Source organism: Streptomyces sp. R818, from assembly GCF_056172735.1.
Genome location: NZ_JAOCNE010000010.1, coordinates 67,396 through 93,990 on the forward strand (window position 1 = coordinate 67,396; position 26,595 = coordinate 93,990).

At 70.6% G+C, this 26,595-nt stretch carries 21 protein-coding genes, 2 pseudogenes and 1 riboswitch; of the genes and pseudogenes, 9 read left to right on the forward strand and 14 right to left on the reverse strand.

Going from position 1 to position 26,595, the window contains the following annotated elements; genetic code table 11:
* Positions 1-15 precede the first annotated feature (15 nt).
* A complete protein-coding gene (locus tag N5I75_RS24400; RefSeq protein WP_476680732.1) occupies positions 16-2,583 on the reverse strand; it encodes an MMPL family transporter in 2,568 nt (855 codons plus the stop codon).
* A gap of 611 nt (positions 2,584-3,194) precedes the next feature.
* Between N5I75_RS24400 and N5I75_RS24405 the strand changes: the two genes are divergently transcribed.
* Entirely contained in the window at positions 3,195-3,872 is a 678-nt protein-coding gene (locus N5I75_RS24405) for a response regulator transcription factor (protein WP_476680583.1), read from the forward strand.
* A gap of 193 nt (positions 3,873-4,065) precedes the next feature.
* Positions 4,066-5,510, forward strand: a pseudogene (locus N5I75_RS24410) (sensor histidine kinase); the annotation flags it as partial.
* A 158-nt stretch (positions 5,511-5,668) separates the two neighbouring features.
* Here the strand turns inward: N5I75_RS24410 and N5I75_RS24415 are convergent.
* The 3 genes and pseudogenes from N5I75_RS24415 to N5I75_RS24425 form a co-directional block, all read right to left on the reverse strand.
* Positions 5,669-6,067 (reverse strand): ATP-binding protein, encoded by a 399-nt coding sequence (locus tag N5I75_RS24415; protein WP_476680585.1) that lies wholly within the window; start codon positions 6,065-6,067, stop codon positions 5,669-5,671.
* A 138-nt stretch (positions 6,068-6,205) separates the two neighbouring features.
* Positions 6,206-7,523: pseudogene (locus tag N5I75_RS24420) on the reverse strand (metallophosphoesterase).
* A 54-nt stretch (positions 7,524-7,577) separates the two neighbouring features.
* Positions 7,578-7,826 carry an SCO4848 family membrane protein gene (locus N5I75_RS24425; RefSeq protein ID WP_398198087.1) on the reverse strand — a complete coding sequence of 83 codons (249 nt, stop codon included), beginning with the start codon at positions 7,824-7,826 and terminating at the stop codon, positions 7,578-7,580.
* Positions 7,827-8,049: 223 nt separating this feature from the next.
* Here N5I75_RS24425 and N5I75_RS24430 point away from each other — a divergent pair, with 223 nt between their 5' ends.
* Entirely contained in the window at positions 8,050-9,333 is a 1,284-nt protein-coding gene (locus N5I75_RS24430) for a D-alanyl-D-alanine carboxypeptidase family protein (protein WP_476680734.1), read from the forward strand.
* Positions 9,334-9,610: 277 nt separating this feature from the next.
* Here N5I75_RS24430 and N5I75_RS24435 read toward each other — a convergent pair whose 3' ends face one another.
* From N5I75_RS24435 to N5I75_RS24450, 4 genes are all read right to left on the reverse strand, one after another.
* Positions 9,611-10,729 (reverse strand): YihY/virulence factor BrkB family protein, encoded by a 1,119-nt coding sequence (locus N5I75_RS24435; RefSeq protein WP_476680587.1) that lies wholly within the window; start codon positions 10,727-10,729, stop codon positions 9,611-9,613.
* On the reverse strand, positions 10,717-11,238 hold the full coding sequence (locus N5I75_RS24440; protein WP_476680736.1) for a GtrA family protein: 522 nt from the start codon (positions 11,236-11,238) through the stop codon (positions 10,717-10,719). The genes N5I75_RS24435 and N5I75_RS24440 overlap by 13 nt, the downstream gene beginning before the upstream one ends.
* Before the next feature lie 286 nt (positions 11,239-11,524).
* Positions 11,525-12,412 (reverse strand): decaprenyl-phosphate phosphoribosyltransferase, encoded by an 888-nt coding sequence (locus tag N5I75_RS24445; RefSeq protein ID WP_476680738.1) that lies wholly within the window; start codon positions 12,410-12,412, stop codon positions 11,525-11,527.
* A gap of 326 nt (positions 12,413-12,738) precedes the next feature.
* Positions 12,739-13,257 carry a phosphatase PAP2 family protein gene (locus tag N5I75_RS24450; RefSeq protein WP_476680589.1) on the reverse strand — a complete coding sequence of 173 codons (519 nt, stop codon included), beginning with the start codon at positions 13,255-13,257 and terminating at the stop codon, positions 12,739-12,741.
* 393 nt (positions 13,258-13,650) lie between these two features.
* Here N5I75_RS24450 and N5I75_RS24455 point away from each other — a divergent pair, with 393 nt between their 5' ends.
* Both N5I75_RS24455 and N5I75_RS24460 read left to right on the forward strand, forming a co-directional pair.
* Positions 13,651-14,994: an FAD-binding protein gene (locus N5I75_RS24455; RefSeq protein ID WP_476680591.1), complete on the forward strand. Its 1,344-nt coding sequence runs from the start codon at positions 13,651-13,653 to the stop codon at positions 14,992-14,994.
* Between the two features lie 258 nt (positions 14,995-15,252).
* Positions 15,253-16,008, forward strand: a complete 756-nt coding sequence (locus N5I75_RS24460; RefSeq protein WP_476680593.1) for a decaprenylphospho-beta-D-erythro-pentofuranosid-2-ulose 2-reductase — start codon at positions 15,253-15,255, stop codon at positions 16,006-16,008.
* Between the two features lie 48 nt (positions 16,009-16,056).
* Here the strand turns inward: N5I75_RS24460 and N5I75_RS24465 are convergent, their stop codons facing one another.
* Together N5I75_RS24465 and trpS are read right to left on the reverse strand one after the other, a co-directional pair.
* Positions 16,057-16,641, reverse strand: coding sequence for a 2'-5' RNA ligase family protein (locus N5I75_RS24465; RefSeq protein ID WP_476680595.1), 585 nt, complete (start codon positions 16,639-16,641; stop codon positions 16,057-16,059).
* Between the two features lie 56 nt (positions 16,642-16,697).
* Complete coding sequence (gene trpS, locus N5I75_RS24470; RefSeq protein WP_476680597.1) at positions 16,698-17,711, reverse strand: tryptophan--tRNA ligase; 1,014 nt, start codon at positions 17,709-17,711, stop codon at positions 16,698-16,700.
* A 166-nt stretch (positions 17,712-17,877) separates the two neighbouring features.
* Between trpS and N5I75_RS24475 the strand changes: the two genes are divergently transcribed.
* The 3 genes from N5I75_RS24475 to N5I75_RS24485 all read left to right on the forward strand — a co-directional run bounded on the left by N5I75_RS24475 (position 17,878) and on the right by N5I75_RS24485 (position 20,197).
* Complete coding sequence (locus tag N5I75_RS24475; RefSeq protein WP_476680599.1) at positions 17,878-18,534, forward strand: RNA polymerase sigma factor; 657 nt, start codon at positions 17,878-17,880, stop codon at positions 18,532-18,534.
* The gene (locus N5I75_RS24480; protein WP_476680601.1) at positions 18,515-19,339 is read left to right on the forward strand and encodes a hypothetical protein; all 825 of its coding nucleotides are present in this window, start codon (positions 18,515-18,517) and stop codon (positions 19,337-19,339) included. Before N5I75_RS24475 ends, N5I75_RS24480 begins: the two co-directional genes overlap by 20 nt.
* A 180-nt stretch (positions 19,340-19,519) precedes the next feature.
* Positions 19,520-20,197 carry a hypothetical protein gene (locus tag N5I75_RS24485; protein ID WP_476680603.1) on the forward strand — a complete coding sequence of 226 codons (678 nt, stop codon included), beginning with the start codon at positions 19,520-19,522 and terminating at the stop codon, positions 20,195-20,197.
* Between the two features lie 108 nt (positions 20,198-20,305).
* Here N5I75_RS24485 and N5I75_RS24490 read toward each other — a convergent pair whose 3' ends face one another.
* Complete coding sequence (locus N5I75_RS24490) at positions 20,306-21,766, reverse strand: glycine hydroxymethyltransferase (RefSeq protein WP_476680605.1); 1,461 nt, start codon at positions 21,764-21,766, stop codon at positions 20,306-20,308.
* A gap of 61 nt (positions 21,767-21,827) precedes the next feature.
* Positions 21,828-21,914, reverse strand: a riboswitch (ZMP/ZTP riboswitch).
* A 187-nt stretch (positions 21,915-22,101) separates the two neighbouring features.
* On the opposite strand from N5I75_RS24490, the gene rocD reads away from it, so the two are divergent.
* On the forward strand, positions 22,102-23,289 hold the full coding sequence (gene rocD / locus N5I75_RS24495; protein ID WP_476680740.1) for an ornithine--oxo-acid transaminase: 1,188 nt from the start codon (positions 22,102-22,104) through the stop codon (positions 23,287-23,289).
* A 66-nt stretch (positions 23,290-23,355) separates the two neighbouring features.
* On the opposite strand, the gene N5I75_RS24500 is transcribed toward rocD, so the two are convergent.
* The 3 genes from N5I75_RS24500 to pdxR all read right to left on the reverse strand — a co-directional run bounded on the left by N5I75_RS24500 (position 23,356) and on the right by pdxR (position 26,549).
* A complete protein-coding gene (locus N5I75_RS24500) occupies positions 23,356-24,555 on the reverse strand; it encodes a glutathionylspermidine synthase family protein (protein WP_476680607.1) in 1,200 nt (399 codons plus the stop codon).
* A gap of 7 nt (positions 24,556-24,562) precedes the next feature.
* Entirely contained in the window at positions 24,563-24,946 is a 384-nt protein-coding gene (locus tag N5I75_RS24505) for a hypothetical protein (RefSeq protein ID WP_476680609.1), read from the reverse strand.
* Positions 24,947-25,079: 133 nt separating this feature from the next.
* Complete coding sequence (gene pdxR / locus N5I75_RS24510; protein ID WP_476680611.1) at positions 25,080-26,549, reverse strand: MocR-like pyridoxine biosynthesis transcription factor PdxR; 1,470 nt, start codon at positions 26,547-26,549, stop codon at positions 25,080-25,082.
* Positions 26,550-26,595 lie beyond the last annotated feature (46 nt).

The window sequence follows — 26,595 nt, forward strand, 5'->3', positions numbered from 1 at the left end:
TGGCCTCCGGCTCCGTCAACGCACGGCGTCCGTGCGCGGGTCGGCGCCTGTGCGCGGGCCCAGGCCTGTGCCCGGGGCCACGCCTGTGCCCGGGGTCACGCCTGTGCGCGGGTCGGTCTCGGCCTCCGTCGAGACCTTCATCTCCACCTCCACCTCCACGTCCACCTCCACGTCGTACACCAGTGGTTCGTCGACGACCGTGACGCGCCGGGCGAGCGCGTCGGCGCCGTCCCGGCCGGGCGCGGTCACCGTCAGGACGTACGTGCCGGGGGCCGGGGCCGCCACGATGTAGGAGCCGTCGGCCAGGGACTCGACGCGGTCGAGCGGGCGGCCGTCCCCGGCGACGAGGATGACCGCGGCCCCGGCGAGCGGGTCGCCGTCCGGGGTACGCAGGAAGCCGTGGACGACGGTGGACCCGGCCGGCGTGCCGACGCCGGGCGGCGGTGGCGGGGGCGGCGCCGGGGTCTCGCGGGGCTCCACCGCGAGGTGGGGCAGGCGCCGGTCGAGGCCGCGCGGCAGCCACCAGTTGGCCCGGCCGAGCAGGAACATCGCCGCCGGCACCAGCGCCGTACGCAGGATGAACGCGTCCAGGGCGACCGCCGCCGCGAGCCCGATGCCCGCCATCGCACCCTCCATGTCACCGCTGAGGACGAACGCGGAGAAGACGCAGACCATGATCAGCGCGGCGCAGTTGATGACGCGGCTGGTCTCGGCGAGGCCGACCCGTACGGCGCGCGCGTTGTCCTTCGTGTGCACCCACTCCTCGTGCATCCGGCTGACCAGGAACACCTGGTAGTCCATCGAGAGGCCGAAGAGCAGCGACAGCATGATGACCGGGAGGAAGGCCGTGATGGGCCCCTCCTTGCCGAGGCCGAGGGCCTCCGCGCCCCACCCCCACTGGAAGATCGCGACGAGCACGCCGAACGAGGCCGCCGCCGCGATCAGGTTCATCAGCGCCGCCGTCAGCGGGACCACCAGCGAGCGGAACGCGACCAGGAGCAGCAGGAAACCGAGCGCGATGATCGTGCCGATGAAGTACGGGAGGCGGTCGCCGGTCACCGCCGCAAAGTCCTTGAAGACCGCGGTCACACCGCCGACATGGGCCTCGACCCCGGACTGCGGGATCACGTCGTCGCGCAGCCGGTCGATCAGCTCGTCCGTCTCCACGGACTGCGGTGAGGTCGTCGGCACCACCTGGACGACGGAGACGCCGTGCGCGGGCGGCGCCGCCGCGACCTGCGCGACGCCGTCGGCCGTACGGATCCGTGCCACGAGTTCGGACGCGTCGGCGCCGTCCGGCACGACGACCTGGAGCGGCCCGTTGAACCCGGGCCCGAAGCCCTCCGCGAGAAGGTCGTAGGCCTGCCGGGTGGTGGTCGAGGTCTTGTGGTTGCCCTGGTCGGTGGCGCCGAGGCGCAGTGAGAGCACGGGGATCGCCAGGACCAGCATGACGACGACCGCCGCCGCGCCGATCGTCCGCGGCCGCCTCTGCACGTACGCCGCCCAGCGCGCCGCGAGCCCGCTCGGCTCGGCCGGGTCCGGTCCCTGCGCGGCGAGGCGGCGGCGCCTGCGGCGGCTGAGCACGCGCGGGCCGAGGAGACCGAGCAGCGCCGGCAGCAGCGTGATCGCGGCGAGGACGGAGAGCACGACAGTGAGGGAGGTGGCGATGACGACGCCGTCGAGGAAGCGCAGGTTCATGACCAGCATCCCGGCGAGCGCGATGCAGACCGTGCCGCCCGCGAACAGCACGGCCCGGCCCGAGGTGTTGAGCGCCTGGACCGCCGACTCCTCGGGGGCGAGGCCGCGTTCGATGCCCCTGCGGTGGCGGGTGACGATGAACAGGGCGTAGTCGATGCCGACGCCGAGCCCGATCAGCGAGCCGAGCAGCGGGGCGACCTCGGGGACGTCCGTGACGTGGCTGATCAGCGCCGTCGACATCAGGCCCGTACCCACGCCCATCACCGCGACGACGATCGGCAGCGCCATCGCGAACAGCGAGCCGAACGCCAGGAACAGCACGACCGCGGCCGCCGCGACGCCGACCGCCTCGGACAGGCCCTGCGGCGGCTCCTGGATCCGGGTGATGGCCTGGCCGCCCAGCTCGACCTGGAGCCCGTCGCGTTCGGCCGCTCGCGCCCGGTCGACGACATCCTGCACGAGGTCCTTCGGCACCTCGTTGGCCTGCTGGGTGAAGACGATCCGGGCATAGGCGATGGCGCCGCCGCCCTCCTTGCTGATCTGCGCCGCCGCGCCGGGCCCCGTCCCGTACGGGCTGGTGACCTCGCCGACGCCCTTCATCGCGGCGATGTCCTCCAGCGCGGGCTCGATCCGCTCCCGCACACCCCGGTCCCGTACGGAACCCGCCCCGTCTCCGGTCTTCCAGACGATCGTGTCCGTGTCGCCCGCGCGCTCGGGGAACGCCTTCGTCATCTCGTCGTACGCCGTCTTGGAGTCGGTGTCCGGGAGGGAGAAGACGTTCGCGTAGTCGGTGCCCGCCGCCGTGCCCGTGGCCCCGAGGCCGAACAGCGCCCCCAGCCACAGCATCAGGACCACGAGGCGGTGCGTGTAGCACCACCGTGCCAATGCCGTCACGTTGCTCGCTCCTTCGCTCCTTGTCGATGCGACCGCGTCCCCCGAGGCCTTGACCCGTGCGGACCTCAGCATCCGCCGCCGACCCGCGCCCCGCCGCGGCCCGCCCATGACTCTCAAGGAACTCCAAGAAGCCCGGGGCCCCTGCGGGGGCGGGGCGCGCGGATACTTGGGGCATGAGTGCCGAAGGCAGAAACACTGCGCGGGGGCGCGCCGGGGACGGGAGCGTGGGGGCGGGGGCGGTGCTTGGGGGGTGGGCGCCGGAGACTGGTGCCGGGTCCGCGACGGAGGCCGGTGCCGGGTGTGCGACGGAGGGCTGTGACGGGTGGGCGTCGGAGGTCTGTGGCGGTTGCGCGCCGGAGGTCGGTGCCGGGTCCGCTCCGGGAGCCGGTGCCGAGTCCGCGACGGAGGCCCGTGCCGGGTCCGCGCCGTCCGCGACGGAGGCCCGTGGCGGGACCGCGCCGGAAGCCCACGCCGCGCCCGCCCCAGAGGCTCGCGCCGCATCCGCCCCGGAGGCCGATGCCCGATCCGCTGCGGAGGCGGCCCGTGCCGCGTCCGCCCCGGAAACCCGTACCGGGTCCACGCCGGAGGCGCACGTCGCGACCGTGCTCGTCGTCGAGGACGAGCCGAGTATCGCCGATGTGCTCACGATCGCCCTGCGCTACCACCGCTTCGAGGTGATGACGGCCGGCACCGTGCGCCAGGCCCTCGCCCTCGCCGAGCGGACCCGCCCGGACGCGGCGCTCCTCGACATCATGCTGCCGGACGGCGACGGCCGGGCCCTCGGGCGCGAACTGCGCACGCGGCGACCGGAGATGGCGCTCGTCTTCCTCACCGCCCGGGACGCACCCGCCGAGGTCGTCGGCGCGCTCGGCTTCGGCGACGACTACATCACCAAGCCGTTCAACATCGACGAGGTCATGGCCCGGCTCCACGCCGTCCTGCGCCGCACCCGCCCGACGGACGTCCTGCCGCAGCGGCCCCCGCTCACCTACGGCGACCTCGAACTCGACGACGTCACGTACACCGTCCACCGCGACGGCCGAGCCGTCCACCTCACCCCCACCGAGTACGCCCTCCTCCGCTTCCTCGTGCGCAACGGCGGCCGGATCGTGCCCAAGGAGCAGCTCCTGCGCCATGTATGGCAGTTCGAGCACGCGGCAACGGCCGAGTCCACGGTGGTCGAGACCTACATCAGCTACCTGCGCCGCAAACTCGACACCCTCGGCCCACCGCTGATCACGACACGGCGCGGCGTGGGCTACGGACTGGCGGCGCTGTGAGCACGCGGCTGAGCCCGGCGGCCGGACGACAACAGCGAGCTGGGCGACGACAGTTGGCCGGGCGACGACAGTTGGCCGGGCAGCGACAGTTGGCCGGGCGACGACAGTTGGCCGGGCAGCGACAGTTGGCCGGGCAGCGACAGTTGGCCGGGCGGCGACAGAGGACCGCGCGGCGGCAGTGGACGACCGCGCGATGAGGCGGCACCGGCGCGGAATGCACTCCCTGCGCGCCAAACTGACCCTGGCCAACGTGGTGCTGCTCGCCCTCGGCATCGTCGCCGCGACCGCCGTCAGCCTGATCGGCATGCGCCACTTCCTCCTCGACAACGTCGACCAGGAACTGCGCGCCTCCCGCACCTCCATCCAGCGCACGGGCATCACCCTCAAACAGGTCCAGGCCCTCAGCCAGCTGGGCATCGCGCTGGACAAGATGTCACCGGGCGGCACCGGCGCGGCGGGCTCGCTCCCCCGGTCCGAATCGGTGTTCGTCGCCGTCGACAAGGACGGCGACCCGGTCCCCGTCGGCGCCCTCCGCCCGACCGCCCGCCAGCGCGAACTGGCCGCCGCCGTCGACGACCCCGCCGCCCTCGCCCGCGACACCGCCGTCCGCGACCTGCACCTCGGCGGCGACCCGTACCGCCTGGTCGGTGCCCACCTCGCCGACGACACCACCATCCTGATGGCGACCTCCACCGGCGCCGTGCAGTCCGCCGTCCACAAGGCACTGCACCTCGATCTCGCGTTCGGCGCCGCGCTGCTGCTGTTCCTCGCCGTGGCGACACTGCTCGGCACGCGGCGCCGCCTGCGCCCCCTGGAGGACATGGTGGAGACGGCGTCCGCCATTGCCGAGGGCGATCTGACCCGGCGCGTGCCCTCGCGCCGCGCGCCCGCCCAGGAGACCGAACAACTCCGCATCGCCCTGAACTCGATGCTGCACCAGGTCGAATCGGCCTTCGACACACGCGAACGCAGCGCCGCCCAGCTCCGCCGCTTCGTCGCCGACGCCTCACACGAACTGCGTACGCCGCTCTCCGCGATCCGCGGCTACCTCCAGCTCTACGACAAGGGGATGCTCCGCGACCCCGAGGAACGGGCCCGCGCCTGGCACCGCGTCAACGCCGAGGCCGACCGCATGCAGCGCCTCGTCGACGAGCTCCTCACCCTGGCCCGCCTCGACCAGCGCCCCGAACTCCGCCTGCGCAACGTCGACCTGAGCCGCCTCGCCCGCGACGCCGCCGACGACCTGCGGGTGCAGCAGCCCGAACGCCCGGTGACGGTCGCCGCCGAAGGGGCGGTACTCGTCCGCGCCGACGAGTCGGGGCTGCGCCAGATCCTGGGCAACCTCCTCACCAACGTACGGGTGCACACGCCGGCCCGTACTCCGGTCGCGGTGTCCGTGACGCGGGAGCCGGCCGATTCCGGCGCGGTACGCCTCGTCGTCGCGGACGAGGGCCCGGGGCTCGCACCGGAGGAGGCGGCGCGCGTCTTCGACCGCTTCTTCCGTGTCGGGGGCGCCGCGGGGAGCGGGCTCGGCCTGGCCATCGTGCAGGGGGTGGTGGAGGCGCACGGCGGAGAGGTCACGGTGCGTACGAGCCCGGGGCGGGGCTGTCGGTGACGGTGACGCTGCCGGGGGCAGGCCCGGGAAGGAGGCCGGGAGCGGGCCCGGGACCGGGAGCAAGGCCGGGAACGGGAACGGGGACGGTGGCCGGCGCGCGGTCCGGAGAAGCGGTCGCGGAGGGGACCGCGGAAGAGGGTGCGGAGGGGGCAGGGGCAGGGCCCGGCTCCATGGAGCGGGGTCAGGAACGCACCAGCGCCCAGACCGTCTTGCCGTAACGGCCCCGATGCCACACGCCCCACGCCTCGGCGAGCGCGTCGACCAGATGCAGGCCGCGACCGCTCTCGTCGTCGGGGGTGCGCGGCGGCCGCATCTCGGGATCGGCCGTGGACTCGTCGGACACCTCGATGAAGCACGAGCCGTCCGCGAGCACCGTCACCGCGATCTCGAACTCCCGTTCGCGCGCGGGCCCGTGCCGGATCGCGTTGGTCGCCAGCTCGGAGACGAGCAATATCGCGGCGTCGAGCGCGTCGGCCGGTTCCGTGTGGCCCCAGACAGCGAGGTGATCGCGCACACGCAGTCGCGCCACCCCCACCGAGGCCGGGTGTCGGGGCAGTCTGAACGCACTGCGCCGCAACACACGTAGCCACCTCCTCCACTTAGTGAACACAGGTTCGACACATCATGCAGCGTGAAGGCAACTGTGCGTGTCACTGCGCTCACTTTCCCCACACCACTATTCGGACAGTTTGCCGACGCACAGGAGGGATTCGCGTTCTCAGGCCTGTTTGGAGGCGAGCTCGACGACCGTGATGTCGGACGGCGCCCCCACCCGCACCGGCGGACCCCATGCCCCCGCGCCGCGGCTGACGTAGAGCTGCGTGTCGCCGTACCGCTCGAGCCCGGCGAGCGTCGGGTTGGCCGCGTCGGCGACGAAGTTGCCGGGCCACAGCTGCCCGCCGTGCGTGTGCCCGGACAACTGCAGGTCGACGCCGTGCCGCACCGCTTCGTGAATCATCACCGGCTGGTGCGCGAGCAGCACCGCGGCGCGGGATCTGTCCCGGTCGCCGAGCGCCTTCGCGTAGTCGGGCCCGTCGTCGTGGCTCTCGCCGCTGATGTCGTTGACCCCGGCGAGGTCGAACGCACCCATCTCGACCCGGGCGTTCTCCAACGGGCGCAGCCCGATCTCCCGCACATGCGCGACCCACGGATCAGCGCCGGAGAAGTACTCGTGATTGCCCGTGACGAAGAAGGCGCCGTGCCGCGCGCGCAGACCGGCGAGCGGGGCGACCGCCGGGGCCAGGTCCTCCACACTCCCGTCGACCAGGTCACCGACAACCGCGATCAGGTCCGGCTGCGTGGAGTTGATGGTGTGCACGACCCGCTCGGCGAACCCCCGCCGAGCACGGGCCCGAGGTGGATGTCGCTGACCACCGCGATCCTGAACCCGTGCGCCGAACGCGGCAGCTTGGCCAGCGGCACGGTGACCCGCTTCACCTTCGGCCCCCGCAGCACGCCGTACGCCCCGTTGCCCACGACCCCGACAGCAGCGACGGCGGCCACGGCCCCGACAGACCGAGCGAGCACAAGGCGCCGAGTCGGGTCGGGGGTGGTGACGCCGGACGCGGCGGGATGGGGGGCGACGGAGTTGGGGGGCGACGGCCTCGGGGCGGGCAGAGTCGGGGGAGTCGGGCAGCGTGGCGACAGGAGTGGGACCGACAGGAGCGGGGCCACGGAGTGGGGCGACGGAGTGGGCTCAAGCTCTGCTACTGCAACCTCGGGCACGAACACGCGCCGCAGGAGGGGCCGGACGACCTCCCCCACCAGCAGAGCAAGCAGCAGGTAGAGCGCGAAGGCCATCCACAGGAACCCTGGCCACGCCAGAATCCGCTGCAACAGGAACGGCGCCCCGGCCCGCTCCGCGATCAACGCCGCGAACATGAGCACCGGCCCAGCGACGAACACCCCCGCACCGATCCGCCTCGGCCACCCGGGCCCCGACGTCGTGTCCCGCACGAGCCGCCGCACGCGTAGTAGTGCAACGCCGCGAAGACCCCGAGCACCACAAGGCCGACCAGCACAAACACAACGACCATGACCCCGCCCACCCGTCCCGCCCGCTATCACCGCTATGGCCTGTTGTCGTCCCGCTAGGTCGCCGAGGTGCGCCGCAGAGCGCGCACTCCACGGAACCCGATGCCTCCGACGACCGTCCCCAAGACAAAGGAGACAACGGCGAGTGTCAGATGCACGAAGAAGTACGCCGTCGGGTCACCGGCGTCGTCGAAGGCGAGGCCGCTGCCGTCCTTCCACAGGTTCTTGACGAAAGTGATCCAGATGATCCAGCTCCATACCCCGAAGGCGAGCAGGAACCAGGAGACGGGACGGCTGAGCTTCATACGTTCAGTATCGTCAGCCGCCGTCGCGCACCGCCGCCGGGGTGGGGCCGGAGAGACACAGAACACCTCGGCGAAGACTTACGGGCCGGGTACATGTACGTTTCCGACCGTGCTTGCCTCCCATGCGTCGTACTCGTCGGACTCGTCATATGCGTCGAACACCACAGACACGTCGGACACGACCGACACGACGGACACGACGGCCGCGACAGACGCGCCGTACGTGAAGAACGTCCGACAGCCCGCGCCCAGGCCCACGGCCGCCCCGCTGCGCACCCGGCTGCTGGCGGCTTCCGCGGCCCTGCTGACGGTCTCCGCGCTCTCCCTGGCCGCCGCGCTGCCCGCGTCCGCCGCGGACACCCCGGACAGTGACCCGACGAAGAACGCCTCGGGCAAGGCCGGACCCCCGGCCGACATGTCGACCATCGGCGGCGCACAGCTCGGCAAGCCGGGCACCCAGGTGAACCTCGGAGCCGGCGCTCCCGTCCTCCCCAAGGACCTGACCGCCAAGTCCTGGATCGTCACGGACGCCGAATCCGGCGAGGTACTCGCCTCCCACAACGCGCACTGGCAACTGCCCCCCGCCAGCACCCTCAAAATGCTCTTCGCGGACACGCTCCTCCCCAAGTTCCCCAAGACCACGACGCACAAGGTCCTCCCCTCCGACCTGGACGGCATGGGCGTGGGCTCCAGCCTCGTCGGCGTCAAGGAGAACTTCACCTACACCGTCCACGACCTGTGGCTCGGCGTCTTCCTGCGCTCCGGCAACGACGCCGTGCACGTCCTCTCCGCGATGAACGGCGGCATCCCCCAGACCGTCGAGGACATGCAGACCCACGCCGACGAGCTCCAGGCCAACGACACCCACGTCGTCAGCCCCGACGGCTACGACGCCCCCCGCCAGTACTCCTCCGCCTACGACCTCACCCTCTTCGCCCGCTCCGGCCTGCAGAAGGCGGACTTCCGCGAATACGCCGCCACGGCCACCGCCAAGTTCCCCGAGTCGCAGAAGAAGGGGAAGACGACCAGCCGCTTCGAGATCCAGAACACCAACCGCCTCCTCACCGGCGACGTGGGCCTCGACGCCTACAAGGGCATCGCCGGCGTCAAGAACGGCAACACCACCAACGCGGGCGCCACCTTCACCGGCGTCGCCGAACGCAACAACAAGGTCCTCCTCGTCACCGTCATGCACCCCGACGCCAAGGAGAGCCACGCGGTCTACAAGGAGACCGCCCGCCTCCTCGACTGGGGCTTCCAGGCCGACGGCAAGGTCACCCCGGTCGGCACCCTCGTCCCCCCGAAGAGCGCCGCCTCCCCCAGCGCCTCCGCCACCTCCCAGGGCGACGCGGGCCCCGCCAAGCCGGCCGCCCGCGCCGCGGTCTCCACCTCCAACTCCAGCGGCATCGGCATCGCCCTCGCCATCACCGCAGGCGCCTTGGCCCTCCTGGCCGCAGCGGCGTTCACGGTCCGCAAGAAGTGGCCCACCCGCACCCCCAAACTGTGACCTCCGGATCTCCTCGACTCGGCTGCTCTTGCTCCGCCACGGTCTGGCCATGCTCAGCTCGGCCGGGGCGATTGCTCCGGCACGCTCTGGCCGTGCACAGCTCGGCCGGGGCGATTGCTCCGGCTGGTCCGCTGGTCCGGCCGGGTTGCAGTTGCCGGGCTGAGGCTTCCGGGTTGAGGCTGCCGGATCGAAGGCGCTGGGTTGAGGCCTGCCGGGCCGGGCCACAGCCGCCGGGCTGAGAATTGTGGGGCACGACTGCGTATTGCGTCCCCTGCGTTCACTTCCCGGTTCTGGACGCCCGACCAGCCCCGCCCCCAGCAGCGAGGGAACTCCCACCAGCAGCAAGGGAACTCCCGCCAGCCTCCTCCGCGCCTCGACCACCACGACCACCCTCAGCCTCACCGGCGTCTTCAACCTCAACGGCTCCCCCACCCTCGCCCCCTGCCGCGCTCCCGGCACGGGCCCCCTGCGCACTGCCCGCACCTTCCACACCGGCGGAGCCCACCGCCCCCTCCAACTCGGCGCTCCCCGAATCCCGCCCCCGCGCAGCGAAACGCCCCGTCGCGGTCCATGCCGCACAGAACAGCACCAGCTTCGCCGTGAAGTTGATCCACAACATCAACGCGACCGGCGTACCGAACGCCCCGTACATGCTCTTACCGGCAACCCCCTTGATGTACCCGCCGAGCAACAGCTTCAGCAGCTCGAACCCGGCCGCCCCGATCAACCCCGCCTTGAGCAGATCCCGCCGCCGCGGATGCACCCCCGGCAACAACGTCAGCACGTACAACAACAACAGGAAGTCCGCCGCCACCGCGATAGCGAACGCGAAGACCTGAAGCAGCGCCCCGCCCCATCCCTCCTTGTCGATCCCCAAGTGATCCGCGGACCACCCCACCGCCGTGGACGCCACAGTCGATGCCACCAACGAAGCGAGCCCGGCACCCCCGAGCCCCACCAACACCCCGGCATCCTTGAGCTTGCGCAGGATCGGGTTCTCGTCCCCCTGCGGCAACTCCCACACGGTCCGCAGGCAGTCCCTTATCGACCCGACCCAGCCGACACCGGTGAACAGCAGCAACGCCCCGGCCACCACCCCGATCGTCCCGGCGTTGTCGATCAGCGCCCCGAGGTCCAACTGGTCGGCGATCCCCGGCACCTGCTCGCTGATCTTCTCCTCGAACTTCCGCTGCTGCCCCGGTCCAAGCGTTCCTGCCGCGACCGCCGCCCCCACGGTGATGAGCGGGAACAGCGCCAGGAAGCTGATGAACGTCATCGCCGCCGCCAGCCTCGACCAGAGCACCTCGTCGAGCCGCTCGTAGGCCTTCCAGACATGGGTCCGCATCAGCCGGACGAACAACGGCCCGATTACGGGAAGTCTCTTCAGCCAGTCCATGATCCCCGCCTGCCCTGATCGACCGGTCCGACCGGCTCGACCGGCACACCCGGCCGAACTCGTCTCGCCGCCGCCGGCCTCTCGTCAGCCGGCCCTTCACTCGGTCTCGCACCGAAGGCCAGAGTCCGAGTACCCCAGAACCGCACCACCGTGGCCAGAGCCATCCCCACCCCGGCCCCCGAGACCGTGTCCGCCCGCGACGACGTGAACCCGAGCGCGTAGTGCGAGACCCCGATGCACAGCACCTGCACCACCGCCCCTGCCACATTCACCGCGAAGAACACCCCGTACTGCCGCAATTTCGACGCCCCGGCCGCCCTCTTCCGGTACGTCCCCAGCGCGTTCCCCGCATACGCCACCGAACAACCGGCCACGAACGACAGAGCCTTGGCAGAGATCGGATCCATCCCCACCGACCCGCGCAGCCACACAAAAAACCCCAGGTCAACGGCGTAGGCGCACACCCCCACCACCGCAAACCCCATCAGCTCGGCCCTCAACGCCCGCAGCCGCTCCCTCACTCCACACCCGTTGCGCACAGCGCCTTTCACTCCACGCCCGACACGCACGCCTCCCCAAACTCCAGGCCGCTCACGCGCACTGCCCCTCACTCCACGCTGCTCACGCGCACCTCCCCTCACTCCAGGCCCGACACGCGCATCTCCCCTCGCCTCGCGCCACTCGCGCACGACTTCCCTCACGTCCGCCACCACACCCCGCCCCCTTCCGCTGCCCTGTCCCCACCCCTGGCTCCTGGCTCCCCCCACCCCTGGCGGCACCCCACGCCTCCGCCGCTCACCAGCCCGCGACCGCGAGCCCGTACATCGCCAGCCAGACGAGCCCGATCACCGCCAGTGCCCGGTCCCGCAGCACCACGTCCTCCGGCTCCCCCGCCGTGCCCCGGTCGGCGAAGACCGCGTATCTCAGCACCGCGACGATGAACGCCACCATCGACAACTGCCGCCACGGCAACAGACTGGTGTGCGCAGCCTCTGCCCCTTCCATCGCCCACAGGCAGTACGCGAGCACAGCCACTCCGGCCGCCAACTGCCAAACGAAGCGCAGGTATCCCGTCGTGTACTCGGTCAGCAGAGCCCGCGTGGCGCCCGCTCTGCCCGCCATCTGGACCGACTCCGAATACCGCTTGGCCGAGACCATGAACAACGCCCCGAACCCTGTGGTGATCAGGAACCAGCGCGACAACGGAATCCCCAGCGCAAGTCCCCCGGCCATCGCCCGCATCAGGAACCCGGTGGTCACCACGATCAGGTCGACCACCAGCACGTGCTTGAGGCTGACGCAGTACGCCAACTGCATCCCGACATAGGCGGCCAGCAACGCCGCCGTCACCGGATTGCACAGCACCACCGCCCCGACCGGCGCGAGCACGGCCAACGCCCCGCCGACGGCATACGCGACCGGCACTGGAACCAGCCCCGCCGCCACCGGCCGACGCCTCTTCACCGGATGCGCCCGATCCGCCTCCGCGTCCCGCGCGTCATTGATCAGGTACACCGCCGATGCCGCCGCCGTGAACAACACGAACACCACTGCCAGTCGCACGATCGCGTCCGGCGCGAACAACTCACCCGCCGCAGCCGGCGCGGCCACCACCAGAACGTTCTTCACCCACTGCTTCGGCCTGGCCGTCCTCACCAACCCGGCCGACAACCCGACCGACATGGCAACGGCTCCCGCCGAAACCTGCCCACGCGGCCGCTCCAGCGCCACCGTGCCCGCCCCGCCGGCACGCGCCGCCCCTGTCCACGACGCCACACCCCCACTCACCCCCATGTCCTCCACACCTCCAGCCCTCTCCTCACGCACCTCACCACCCATTCCGACCCCCTTCGACCCCTTCTCCGCCCTGCCCCCGTCCTCGACACACTCCGCACCTCGCACTTCCTCACGCGACGGCCCGGCCCCCTCCCCCAACACGGCCCGCTCCACCGGCTCCGGCTCCGCTGACTGAATCGGCCCCGCCGATTCCGCTCGCCCCACTCGTTCCCTCACCGCGCCCCACCCCCGGCCACCCAACGGGCCCCGAGCTGCGCGGTGAGTGCGCCCAGCACCGCCCCCGCCGCGATATCGGAGGGATAGTGCACACCGACCACCATCCGCGAGACGCACACCGCGGCCGCCAGCGGCGGCACCAGCCGCGCCCCCACCGGCCCCAGCGCCCCGTACGCGACTGCCGCCGCGGCCGCCGACGTCGCATGGGAGCTGGGGAACGAGTGCTTCCCCGCCGTCCGCACCAGCGGTTCCGCGCCCGCTTCACCGCCCGGCCTCGGCCTGCGCACCACCCGTTTCACACCCATGCTGGTCAGGTGCGCTCCCGCCGTCAGAGCCGTCCCGCGCAACCACGCCGTACGCCGTTCACGATTGGCCGCGGCGCCCACAAGCCCCATCGCCAGCCACAACGCCGCATGCTCGCCCGCCCAGGACAGCGCACGCGCCGCCCCGGCCACGCGCCGGTCGGTGCCACAGTCACGCAATGCCGACAACAATCGACGGTCCAGGTCGTCCATGTGGCTCACTCTGCGTCCCGGACCACTCATATTGTTGGCTATTCATAACGACATCCCCTGAATCACCCGTTCCGGGGAGAGATCGACAGATTTGGAGTGAATTCTCTTATTCAGGGCGATACGGTCTCGCACATGGCTGCCGACCCCGCACCCGCCCCCACTTCCGTGCCCGCACCTGTCGCCGCCCCTTCGCCTCTCGCTCCGACCGCATCCACGCTCAGCCCTTCAGCCCCCACCTCTGCTGAGCCGACCTCTTCCTCCCCCTCGGTCCCGGCAGCAACTTCCGCCTCACTCTCCTCTGAATCCACCCCTTCATCCCCTTCTTCATGCAGCGAAGCCGCTCCGCCCCCGCCCTCGGGGTCGCTTCCCGCGTGGACCCCTGGGTACGACACGGTGCCCATCACCGGCTGGGGCCGGACGGCGCCCACGTCCGCCTACCTGGTGCGCCCCCGCTCCTACGAGGAGGTCGTAGCGGCGATCGGGGAATGCGCCCTCCCCGGCCGTCGGGGCGGCATCGCCCGTGGCCTGGGCCGCGCCTACGGCGACGCGGCGCAGAATGCCGGGGGCGCCGTCCTGGACATGACCGCGCTGGATGCGGTCCATGCCATCGATGCCGCCGGCGGCACTGTGTTGTGTGACGCCGGAATCTCGCTGCACCGGTTGATGGAAGTCCTCCTTCCTCTCGGCTGGTTCGTCCCGGTGACTCCGGGCACGCGCTATGTCACGGTCGGCGGCGCGATCGGCGCCGACATCCACGGCAAGAACCACCACGTCTCCGGGTCGTTCTCCCGCCACGTCCTCGCTTTCGAGCTCCTCACTGCCGACGGCGAGATCCGGATCGTCGAGCGCGGCACCGAACTCTTCGACGCCACCACCGGCGGCATGGGGCTGACCGGCGTCATCCTCACCGCCACGGTGCAACTGCAGCGCGTCGAGACCTCGTTGATGACCGTCGACACCGAGCGCGCCTCCGACCTCGACGATCTGCTGGCCCGGCTCACCGCCACGGATCACCGTTACCGCTACTCGGTCGCCTGGATCGACCTGCTGGCCCGCGGAGCTGCACTGGGCCGTTCCGTCCTGACCCGAGGGGATCACGCCCCGCTGGACGCTCTGCCTGCCCGCTCACGTCGCAAGTCGCTCGCCTTCCGACCCGGCCGGCTCCCGTCCGCTCCGTCCTTCATCCCGGAAGGTCTCCTGGGCCGGGCGACAGTCGGGCTGTTCAACGAGTTCTGGTACCGCAAAGCCCCCGCATCACGTGTCGGCGAGATCCAGAAGATGTCGACGTTCTTCCACCCCCTCGACGGCGTTCCGCACTGGAACCGAATTTATGGGCGCAGCGGTTTCGTGCAGTACCAGTTCGTCATCGGATACGGGAAGGAAGAGGCTCTCCGACGTATCGTGCAGCGCATTTCGAAGCGCCGCTGCCCTTCATTTCTCGCTGTACTCAAACGCTTCGGCGAGGGGGATTCGGGCTGGTTGTCTTTTCCCATGCCGGGTTGGACCCTCGCTCTCGACATCCCGGCCAATCTGCCGGGGCTCTCCACATTCCTCGACGAACTCGATGAGGAGGTGGCAGCGGCGGACGGCCGCGTCTACCTCGCCAAGGACTCCCGACTCCGCCCCGAACTTCTTTCGGCCATGTATCCACGCTTGGAGAATTTCCGCGCACTGCGGGCACGGATGGACCCCCAACAGGTCTTCCGCTCCGACTTGTCGCGTCGGCTGAACCTGTGATTTCTGGACCGGCGCGGATCCATTTCCACATCCGAACTTGCACTCGCTCCCGAAATTTAATTCGTCCCCGCCTGCGCTCACGCACCCGTACGCACGCATCCATGTGACGCACCCGCCCGTCCGATTCCCGCCGCGGCCCCTCCGCGCCTTCGTCACTTTCAATACACCGCTCGGACCGATCAGGTTCCCGGATCTCATTCGTCGACTTCCCGGCCGCCGGCCGACACCGCGACACCGCACCCTTGGAGTTCGGATCTCATGAAGGACGCCTTCGGCACCCCGCAGTCCCTGCTCATCCTCGGTGGCACGTCCGAGATCGCCCTTGCGACAGCCCGCCGGCTGGTCGCCCGCCGTACCCGTAGCGTATGGCTCGCGGGCCGTCCGTCCCCCGCGCTCGACCGTGCCGTGGCGCAGCTGCGGGAGGTGGGCGCGGAGGCGCATGCCGTCCCGTTCGACGCCCTGGACTCGGAGTCCCACGAGGAGACGCTCGGCAAGGTCTTCGCCGAGGGCGACATCGACATGGTGCTGCTGGCCTTCGGTGTCCTCGGCGATCAAGCCCGGGACGAGGGCGAGCCGATGGCCGCGGTGCGTGTCGCGCAGACCAACTACACGGGCGCGGTCTCGGCCGGTCTGGTCTGCGCCCGGGCCCTGCAGACCCAGGGGCACGGCTCGCTGGTCGTGCTTTCTTCGGTCGCGGGTGAGCGGGCCCGTCGCGCGAACTTCATCTACGGCTCGAGCAAGGCAGGCCTAGACGCTTTCGCCCAGGGGCTGGGTGACGCCCTGCACGGCACGGGCGTCCACGTCATGGTGGTGCGCCCGGGGTTCGTACGGTCGAAGATGACGGCCGGCATGGCGGAGGCGCCGATGGCCACGACACCGGAGGCGGTGGCCCTCGCCATCGAGACGGGGCTTCGGCGCCGCTCGGAGACGGTCTGGGTGCCTGGGGCGCTGCGCGTGGTGATGTCGGCGCTGCGGCACGTGCCTCGGCCGTTGTTCCGCAGGCTCCCGGTCTGACGGTCGCCACGCGCGCGTTGCCGCGTGTTCGTGCTTGCGCGATCTCGGTCAGCGTGCGGGCAGTCGCCGTCCGCGCTTCGTCCGGTCGGGTGCCTGCGCGGGGAGCGTGGGTTTGCCGAAGGTGAAGTCGCGCAGCCGCCGCCAGATGCCGTCCTCACCCTGCTCATAGAGGGCGAAGCCATTGCACGACCATGCCGCCTCGTAGTCGGCGAGCTCCTCGAAGGCGTGGTCCATCGCCTCTTCGGAGATCCCGTGCGCCACGGTGACGTGCGGGTGGTACGGGAACTGCAGCTCGCGCGCGACCGGCCCCGACGCGTCACGCACTTGCTTCTGCAGCCAGGTGCAGGCCTCGGCGCCCTCGACGACCTGCACGAACACGACGGGTGACAACGGCCTGAATGTGCCCGTGCCCGAGAGGCGCATCGCGAAGGGCCGCCCGGAGGCCGCGACCTCCACCAGATGTGTCTCGATCGCCGGGAGATCCCCTGCCTCCACCTCGGTCGGCGGAAGCAGGGTGATGTGCGTGGGGATGCCGTGCGCCGCGGGGTCGCCGAAGCCCGCACGCCGCTCCTGGAGCAGGCTGCCGTGAGGCTCCGGGACCGCGATCGAGACACCGATCGTTACGGTCCCCACGTCGTACTCCTGTCGTCGTGTGGCGGGCGTGCGGGCGGGCGTGCAACAGGTGCGGACTAGTGCTTGGCGGGCAGGAAGCCGACCTTCTCGTACGCCTGGGAAAGGGTCTCGGCGGCGACGGTACGCGCCTTCTCCGCACCCTTGGCCAGGATCGAGTCGAGCGTCTCCGGGTCGTCCAGGTACTCCTGGGTGCGGGTCCGGAACGGTGTCACGAAGTCCACCATGACCTCAGCCAGGTCCGTCTTGAGCGCACCGTACATCTTGCCCTCGTACTTCTGCTCCAGTTCCGGGATACCGGCGCCGGTGAGGGTCGAGTAGATCGTGAGCAGGTTGCTGACGCCCGGCTTCTTCTCCGCGTCGTAGCGGATCACGGTCTCGGTGTCGGTGACCGCGCTCTTGACCTTCTTGGCGGTGGTCTTCGGCTCGTCGAGGAGGTTGATGAGGCCCTTCGGCATCGACGCCGACTTGCTCATTTTGATCGACGGGTCCTGAAGGTCGTAGATCTTGGCCGTTTCCTTCAGGATGTACGGCGCCGGGATCGTGAAGGTCTCCCCGAAGCGGCCGTTGAAGCGCTCGGCCAGGTCGCGCGTCAGCTCGATGTGCTGGCGCTGGTCCTCGCCGACCGGGACCTGGTTGGCCTGGTACAGGAGGATGTCCGCGACCTGCAGGATCGGGTACGTGAAGAGACCGACGGTGGCGCGGTCGGCACCCTGCTTGGCGGACTTGTCCTTGAACTGCGTCATACGGCTCGCCTCGCCGAACCCTGTGAGGCAGTTCATGATCCAGCCGAGCTGAGCGTGCTCGGGAACGTGGCTCTGGACGAACAGCGTGCAGCGATCCGGGTCGAGACCGGCGGCAAGGAGCTGCGCCGCGGCGAGCCGTGTGTTCGCCAGGAGCTCCTTCGGGTCCTGCGGAACCGTGATCGCGTGCAGGTCCACCACCATGTAGAAGGCGTCGTGGGACTCCTGCAGGGCCACCCACTGGCGGACCGCGCCGAGGTAGTTGCCGAGGTGGAACGAGCCTGCGGTGGGCTGGATACCGGAGAGCACGCGAGGACTATCAGAGGCCATGCTCCTCATTCTCTCAGGTGTCTCTCATTGCTCGGGTCCAGGTGCGCGACGTGTGCGCACCGCATGCGGAGACTGCGCACGCAGGCACGGGCCTGGGCATGACGGAACGTGAGAACCCGTGCGGTACGAGTGGGAACCGATCATCGCCGGCCGGTGTATCAAGGGTGTGAGGGCACAGGGGGAAGTCCTGGAGGGGGGCCGCATCGTCGACGAAGGTGCGGTGATCGCCCGCGTGCGCGCCGGAGAGCCGGAGGCGTATGCGGAGCTGGTCCGCGCCTTCACGGGCATCGCTCTGCGCGCGGCGAGGGCGCTGGGCGCGGGGGCGGACGCGGAAGACGTGGTACAGCAGTCCTTCTTCAAGGCGTACTGCAGCTTGGGGCGATTCAAGGACGGTTCGGCGTTCCGGCCGTGGTTGCTCAAGATCGTCGCCAATGAGACGAGGAACACAGTGCGATCGGCGGGGAGACAGCGCTCCGCCCTCGGCCGAGAAGCCGCGATGGTCGAGGCCGAGCCGCTGATACCGGAGTCCGTCGATCCGGCGGCCGCGGCGATCGAGATAGAGCGCCGGGCCGAGCTGCTCGACGCGCTGGAGCGGCTGAGTCAGGAGCACCGGCTCGTCGTCACCTACCGCTATCTCCTGGAGATGGACGAGGCGGAGACGGCGCAGGCGCTCGGCTGGCCGCGTGGCACGGTCAAGTCCCGGCTCAACCGGGCGCTGCGCAAGCTGGGTGAGTTGTTGCCCGGCGCGGCGCAGGAGTCCGCTGCAGTACCGGCGCAGCGCTCGAGGAAGGGAGGTGACGAGCATGGGCGGGCCACGCGGTGAGGGGCCGGAGCTGCCTGACGAGCTGCGTGCACTGGGCCGCCTTCTGGAGGGTCCGGAGAACGCGGGCGCGACAATGGCGGAGCGCGTGCTGGCCCAAATACTCGCCGAGCGGGCGCCCGCGCCGGTCGTGGAGCCGCGCGGACTACGGAGTCTCTTGTTCGCGATACGGCGATGGGTGCGGCTGCGCTGGCGCGCGCTGGTCGCCGCCTTGTGCGGGGTGGCGACGATCGTGGTGTTCACGCCTCCGGTACGGGCGGCGGTCGCGGACTGGTTCGGCTTCGGTGGGGTCGAGGTGCATTACGACCCCTCGGCCACTCCGTCGACGGGCGCACGTGTCCCGGGGTGCGGCGCCTCTCTTTCGCTGAGGGAGGCCGCACGGCGAGCCGGTTTCGAACCTTCGGTCCCGTCCGAACTGGGCAGGCCGCACGCGTTCACGGTCACCCGTGAGCCAGGCGATCGCTTGCTGCTCACTCTGTGCTGGCGGGCCGCGGGCCGCACGATACGGCTCAACGAGTACCCCGCCCACCTCGACATCGGCTTCACCAAGACGGTGCCGCACCCTCCCCGCTGGGTCACGGTGAGTGGCTCCCCCGGCTTGTGGTTCACGGACGAGCACCGGTTGAGCTTCTGGATGGACGACGAGCACGGCTACCAGTGGACCCGCTCGGAGCGGACAGCGGGCCCGACGCTGCTGTGGACGCACGCAACAGACGGCGCCGACCTCACACTGCGCCTGGAAGGCGTCGCGTCCATGGACGAAGCGCTGAAGATCGCGGAATCCGCGGACGAGGCACGCGAGGGCTGAGACGCGAGGTTGAGGCGACCACCCGACAGCCCGGGCCGGGCCGAAAAGACACCCCGAAGGATCGGGAAGCTCGAAGCGTCGAGCGGTGTACCAGAAGTGAACCGGCACGGAGTCCCCGTGCCGGACCGACTGGGGGTTCGGATGCGTACGTTACGAAGAGGGGCGGCGCTACTCACAGCGATGGCAGCCGCACTGGCCTTGGTTCTGTGGAGCGGCTCGCATGCGTTGGCCGGCGGACCTACGAGCGTCCTTGTCGTTTCGCCGGAGAGCAAGCAGAGCGCGTCGCTCTACTTCAGCGACAAGGAGTACAGCGCTCTGAACGGTCTGCTCGGTCAGCCGGGTGAGTCGTCCCAGGAACTGCCGCCCGGACTCGGGGTAGGCGCGGGGCGACAGCTCAACGTCACATGGATGATCCACGATGTGCAGCCGTGGCGCATGGACCGCGTGTATCCCGACACGCCGGGCACCGAGGCCATCTGGATACACACCTCCGCAGAACTTCCGAGGTCGTACAACGGCTATTGGCACAAGGCGCAGAAACCGGCCGAGCTGCGCACCCTGCTGCACAAGCTGGGCGTGATGGGCAAACGGTCGCCCGGAGGGGCTCCACCCGTTTTTCCGCACCCGGAGAGTTCGGGGGACTCGGCGGTCACGGCTCCCGGGGCCGACGCGGAGACGCCGACAGCGGCCTCGGCGGTGAGCCGGAGCACCAACTGGTGGTGGGCGCTGCCTGGCCTCGCTGCCGGAGCAGCCGTGGCTCTGCTGGTACGGCCGATGGTGGCGCGCATACCGGAGTCCTTGGCCCTGGTGCGGCGCCGTCGGGAAACAGGGCCGAGGCAGGAACTGCGGGATCTGTGAGCGCCCGGTGGCCGAGCCCCGGAGTGCCGCCGAGGCGAGGCGGCGCCGCCTCCGTCGGGACATGCCCGTCCAGAGGCGGCGACCAGTGAGGGCGACCGGTGATCAGGGTCAGGTGAGGTCGACCGACGGGTAGAGCGGGAAGCCGGTGAGCAGTTCGGCCGCCCGGTGGGCGACCTCGTCGGCGACCTTGGCCTCCAGGACGTGCTGCGCCTTGGAGGGGGCTCCCTTGCTGGTGGTGCCGGGCTCGGTGGCCGTGAGGACACGGTCGATGAGCGCGGCGATCTCGTCCATCTCGCCCCTCCCCAGTCCGCGCGTGGTGAGCGCGGGGGTGCCGATGCGGATGCCGGAGGTGTACCAGGCGCCGTTCGGGTCGGCGGGGATGGCGTTGCGGTTGGTGACGATGCCGGAATCGAGAAGCGCGGACTCGGCCTGTCGGCCGGTCAGACCATAGGAGGTGGCGACATCGATCAGATTGAGGTGGTTGTCCGTACCGCCGGTGACCAGGGTGGCACCGCGACGGGTGAGGCCCTCGGCGAGAGCCCGGGCGTTGTCGACGACGGCCTGGGCGTAGCCACGGAAGTCGGGGCGGCGCGCCTCGGCGAGAGCGACAGCCTTGGCCGCCATGACGTGCGGGAGCGGTCCGCCCAGCACCATCGGGCAGCCTCGGTCGACCTGGTCGGCGAGCGAGTCGTCGCACAGGACCATGCCGCCGCGCGGGCCGCGCAGCGACTTGTGGGTGGTCGTGGTGACGATCTGGGCGTGAGGCACCGGGTCAAAGTCGCCAATGAGCACCTTGCCGGCGACGAGGCCGGCGAAGTGCGCCATGTCGACCATCAGCGTCGCCCCGACCTCGTCGGCGATCTCCCGCATGAGGCGGAAGTTCACCAGACGCGGATAGGCGGAGTAGCCCGCCACGATGATCATCGGCTTGAACTCGCGGGCCGTGGCGCGCAGCGCCTCGTAGTCCAGGAGTCCGGTGGCCGGGTCGGTGCCGTAGCTGCGCTGGTCGAACATCTTGCCGGAGATGTTGGGCCGGAAGCCGTGGGTGAGGTGGCCGCCGGCGTCCAGGGACATACCGAGCATGCGCTGGTTGCCGAAGGCCTGGCGCAGTTCGGCCCAGTCGGCGTCGGACAGGTCGTTGACGTTGCGCACGCCGGCCCGCTGCAGGGCCGGAACCTCGACGCGGTCGGCGAGGACGGCCCAGAAGGCGACGAGGTTGGCGTCGATGCCCGAGTGCGGCTGCACGTAGGCGTGCTGCGCGCCGAACAGCTCGCGGGCGTGCTCGGCGGCCAGGGACTCGACGGTGTCGACGTTGCGGCAGCCGGCGTAGAAGCGGCGGCCGACGGTGCCCTCGGCGTACTTGTCGCTGAACCAGTTGCCCATCGCGAGGAGGGTGGCCGGAGAGGCGTAGTTCTCACTGGCGATCAGCTTGAGCATCTCGCGTTGGTCGGCGATCTCCTGACCGATGGCGTCGGCGACCCGGGGCTCCACGCCCCGGATGACGTCGAGGGCGCTGCGGAAGGCGACGGACTCGGTGGAGAGAGAGGAGGAAGGGGTGGGCTCTGGCATGACGGACCTCCGGGACGGGTTTCCCCGGGCCCGGATGAGATCGGGCGCACGGGGCGGTGCACGGTTCGGCCCAGGCGCACGGCACACAGTTCGCGGGCCGCTCCCCGATGGTCGGTCCCATCCCAGCGCGCCAGTCACGGCCCGGACATCACACTACCGGGCGCGGCGGTGCGGGAGGTTTCCGCGTCCATGATGCGAGCGACGATAGGAATGGGCGACAAACCCGTTTCGCGCCGTAAGAGCCGTAAGGCCTTCAGAGCCGTAAGAACGGAGATCCCGTGACATCTGTGACTCCCGCCCACACCGAGGGGAACGCACGTGCCGCTACGGAGAGCCTGATCACTGACTCCGACGAGCACAGCGCGCACAACTATCACCCGCTGCCTGTCGTCGTCGCCACGGCGGAGGGCGCCTGGATGACCGACGTGGAGGGGCGGCGCTACCTGGACATGCTGGCCGGATACTCCGCGCTGAATTTCGGGCACGGCAACCGGCGGCTGATCGACGCCGCGAAGGCCCAGCTGGACCGGGTCACCCTGACCTCCCGGGCGTTCCATCACGACCGGTTCGCCGAGTTCTGTACGCAGCTCGCCGCTTTGTGCGGCATGGAGATGGTGCTGCCGATGAACACGGGGGCGGAGGCGGTGGAGACCGCGGTGAAGACCGCACGCAAGTGGGGCTACCGAGTGAAGGGGGTGCCGGACGGGCGAGCCCGGATCGTGGTCGCGAGCGACAACTTCCACGGCCGGACGACGACGATCGTCAGCTTCTCGACGGACCCGGAGGCCCGGGCGGATTTCGGGCCCTACACGCCGGGGTTCGACATCGTCCCGTACGGCGACCTGGCGGCGCTGGAGGGCGCGATCACCGAGGACACGGTGGCGGTGCTGCTCGAGCCGGTGCAGGGCGAGGCGGGGGTGCTGGTGCCGCCGCCGGGCTACCTCGCGGGGGTACGGGAGGCGACGCGCGAGCGGGGCGTGCTGTTCATCGCGGACGAGATCCAGTCGGGGCTCGGCCGGACGGGGCGGACGTTCGCCTGCGAGCACGAAGGCGTGGTCCCCGACATCTACGTGCTGGGCAAGGCGCTCGGCGGTGGCGTCGTACCGGTGTCGGCGGTGGTATCGAACAGGGAGGTGCTCGGGGTGTTCCGGCCGGGCGAGCACGGGTCGACGTTCGGCGGCAATCCGCTCGCCTGCGCCGTGGCGCTCGAGGTGATCGCGATGCTGCGCGACGGCGAGTTCCAGCAGCGGGCCGCGGAACTGGGTGAGCACCTCCACGCCGAGCTGGGCCTGTTGGCTGGGACGGGCAAGGTGACGGAGGTCCGGGGCCGCGGGCTCTGGGCAGGAGTCGACATCGATCCCGCGTACGGGACGGGCCGGGAGATCTCGGAGAAGTTGCTGGAGCGGGGTGTCCTCGTCAAGGACACCCATGGCTCCACGATCCGGATCGCCCCGCCCCTGGTGGTCAGTAAGGAGGATCTGGACTGGGGGCTCGACCAGCTCCGTGCGGTACTCGGCGCGTGAACGGCAGCGCCCGGACAGACGTCCGACAGCTCCTTGACATCTGAACAGTGACAGCCCCGGCCGGCGCTAGAGGATGACGTGCGGCAGGAAGCGGGCGTACTCGTCCGTGACCGGACCCGCGGACTCACGGATGCCGAGTCCTGCCGCCTCGTTCTCCACCACCCAGGCGCCGAGCACCACGCGGTTGCCGTCGAAGTCCGGCAGGGGGCACAGCTCCTGGTAGCAGCACGGCTCCTCGCGGACGAGTGGCGCGGCCGGGGCGCTGCTCGGTTCGTGGAGGGTGATGCCCGCGCCCTCGCGGCCGAGGAGGGGCTTGGCGACGTACCCGGTGGTGCGGGCGAGCTCGCGCGGGCCGTCCAGGTAGGCGGGAAGGAGGTTCGGGTGGCCTGGGAAGAGTTCCCAGAGGATCGCGAGGAGCGCCTTGTTGGAGAGGAGCATCTTCCAGGCGGGTTCGATCCAGAGGGTGGTCCCGGTGCTGCCGCCGTTGTCGAGCGTGTCCAGGACGTGCGGCGCGAAGCGGTCGGTGGTCAGCCACTCCCACGGGTAGAGCTTGAAGCAGCTGCGGATGAAGCGGAGTTTCTTGTCGACGAAGCGCCGCGACAGCGGGTCCCAGCCGATGTCCTCCACGGATATCGCTTCCGTGTCCAGACCTGCCTGGGCGGCGGTCTCGCGCAGGTACGCCACGGTCATCAGGTCCTCGCCGAGTTCATCGGCGGCGGAGTGCGCGAAGTACAGGGGGCTGCCGGGCGGGAGGAGCGTGGCCTGCTTCTTCCAGGCGTCGACCAGGCGCTCGTGCAGCGAGTTCCACTGGTCGGCGCCGGGGAAGCGCTCCTCCATCCAGAACCACTGGGGGCTCGCGGCCTCGACGAGGGAGGTGGGTGTGTCGGCGTTGTACTCCAGGAGTTTGGCCGGAGCTCCGCCACGGCCGTCGTACCGGAGATCGAAGCGGCCGTAGACGGAGGGGAGTTCCGCGCGGCGGTGCCAGGACTCGCGGACGAGCGACTGGAGGCGCGGGTCGGTGATGCCAAGGTCGGCGAGGCGGTCCTGGGCGACGAGGTGCTCGGCCGCGGCCAGGCACATCTCGTGCAGCTCTTCGACGACCTCTTCGAGCGCCTCGACCTCGGGGAGGGAGAACGCGTAATAGGCGCTCTCATCCCAGTAGGGGCGCAGGGAATCATCGGGGTAGCGGGTGAGCGGGTAGATCAGTCCCTGGTTCTCGACGGTCTGCTGCCAGCCGTCGCGGGGCTGGATGGTATGGCGCCGCATCTCCGGTTCAGCCGCCCCCGGAGCCGGAGCCCGAGCAGCCGAAGCCGCCACGGTCGACGGCTTCGCTCTTGCTGAAGGTGCCGTCGTCGGCGCGGCGACCGCTGACGTCGGGGTCGTAGTACCAGGCGCCGTCGACGCGTCCGCTCTTGCCGGTGCCGCTCGTGCCGCCACCGGTGGTGGACTTGCGGCCCTTGCCGGCCGAGGTCGTTCCCGAGCCGCTCTTGCAGTACTGGTCGCTGACGATCTTGTAGCCGCTGTATGTGTCGTAGCTGTCGCGGTCCACGCAGCGCCGGTCCGGATCGGAACCGCACGAGGTCAGAGCTGTGGCGAGCACGCCCATGCCACCGAGCACCACTGTGCTCGACCGTAGCCGTCGTCGTTTCTCCGCCATGTTTCTGCACTCCCCCGTCTGTCGATGCTCGGACATGTCGGTGTCCAGACACGTCCGAGGCAAGCGTAAAAGAACGCGGAAGGCGTCCGCGCACCGCCTGCGACAACTAGGGCGGCTTGGGCGGCCTGGGCGGCTACGGCAGCACGCGGCACAGTGCGTCCAGGGCTCCGGCCCAGGCGTGGTCGGGTGGGGTGCCGTAGCCGACGACCAGGGCGTCGAGTGTGGTGGTCGTCGCCGCGGCGTGCTCGTGACGGAAGCTGGAGAGTCCCGCGACACCGAGGCGTTGCCAGGCAGCGGCGCGGACCACGGACTGTTCCGTGCCGGTGGGGAGTTGGAGGACAGCGTGCAGGCCCGCGGCGATACCGGTGGCGTGGACGGCCGGGGCGTTCTCGGCGAGGGCGGCGACGAGCTGGTCACGGCGGCCGCGGTAGCGCAGGCGGGCGTTGCGCAGGTGGCGGTCGTAGGCGCCGGAGTTCAGGAACTCGGCGAGGGTCAGCTGGTCCAGGACTCCGCAGGACCAGTCGGTGGCCCCCTTGGCCTCCACGACCTCGTCGGTGAGGGACGCCGGGAGGACCATCCAGCCGAGGCGCAGCCCGGGGGCGAGTGACTTGCTCGCCGTGCCGAGGTAGACGACACGGTCCGGGTCGAGTCCTTGAAGTGCGCCGACCGGTTGGCGGTCGTAGCGGAATTCGCCGTCGTAGTCGTCCTCCAGGATCAGGCCGCCTGTTCGACGGGCCCAGTCGACAACGGCGGCTCTGCGGTCCGGGTGCAGCGGTACGCCGATGGGGAACTGGTGGGCGGGCGTGAGCAGGGCAGCGCCGACGGCGAGGCGTTCGGTGGCTCCGCGTGGGCCGTTCGTGGCCCAGGCGTCCAGTTGCCCGGTGTCCGTGCCGAGTTCGTCGAGAGGGAGGGGGTGCGTGCGCAGGGCGGCACGGTGCAGGACGTTCCAGTGGACGTCGAGGCCGTAGGTCTCCACGGCTACGTCCTGGACGCCGCGGCGGCGCAGTACCTCGCCGAGCAGCATCAGGCCCTGCGCGAAGCCGGCGCAGACGATGACGCGGTCGGGGTGGGCGTGGACGCCCCGGGCGCGGGAGAGGTAGCCGGCGAGAGCGGTGCGGAGTTCGGGGCGGCCTCGGGGGTCGCCGTAGCCGAGGGCTTCGTTCGGGGCGGCGGTCAGGGCCCGCCGGGACGCCTTGAGCCATTCGGTACGGGGGAAGGAGGCGAGGTCGGGGGTGCCGGGGTGCAGGTCGTGGAGGAGTCTGCCCGGGCTGCGGCGGCCGGGGGCGGGGGCCGGGCGAGGGGCTTCGACGGGGCGTTCGGCGACGCGGGTGCCCGAGCCCTGGCGGGCGGTGAGCCAGCCTTCCGCGACGAGGTCGGCGTAGGCGTCGGCGACGGTGTTGCGGGCGATGCCCAGATCGGCCGCGAGTGTGCGGGACGCGGGCAGTCGGGTGCCGGGGGCGAGGCGTCCGCCGCGTACCGCTTCGCGGAGTGCGTCGGTCAGGCCTCGGCGCAGGCCGGTGCCGGTGCCCGCACCGGTGGGCTCGATGTGCAGGTCGATGCCGAGTGCTCGACCGGAAGGCGAAGTGGCCCAGGATTTCTCCATGGGAATGGACCATACCGTTGGGCCACCTCGTTCGTAGGCTCGCAGC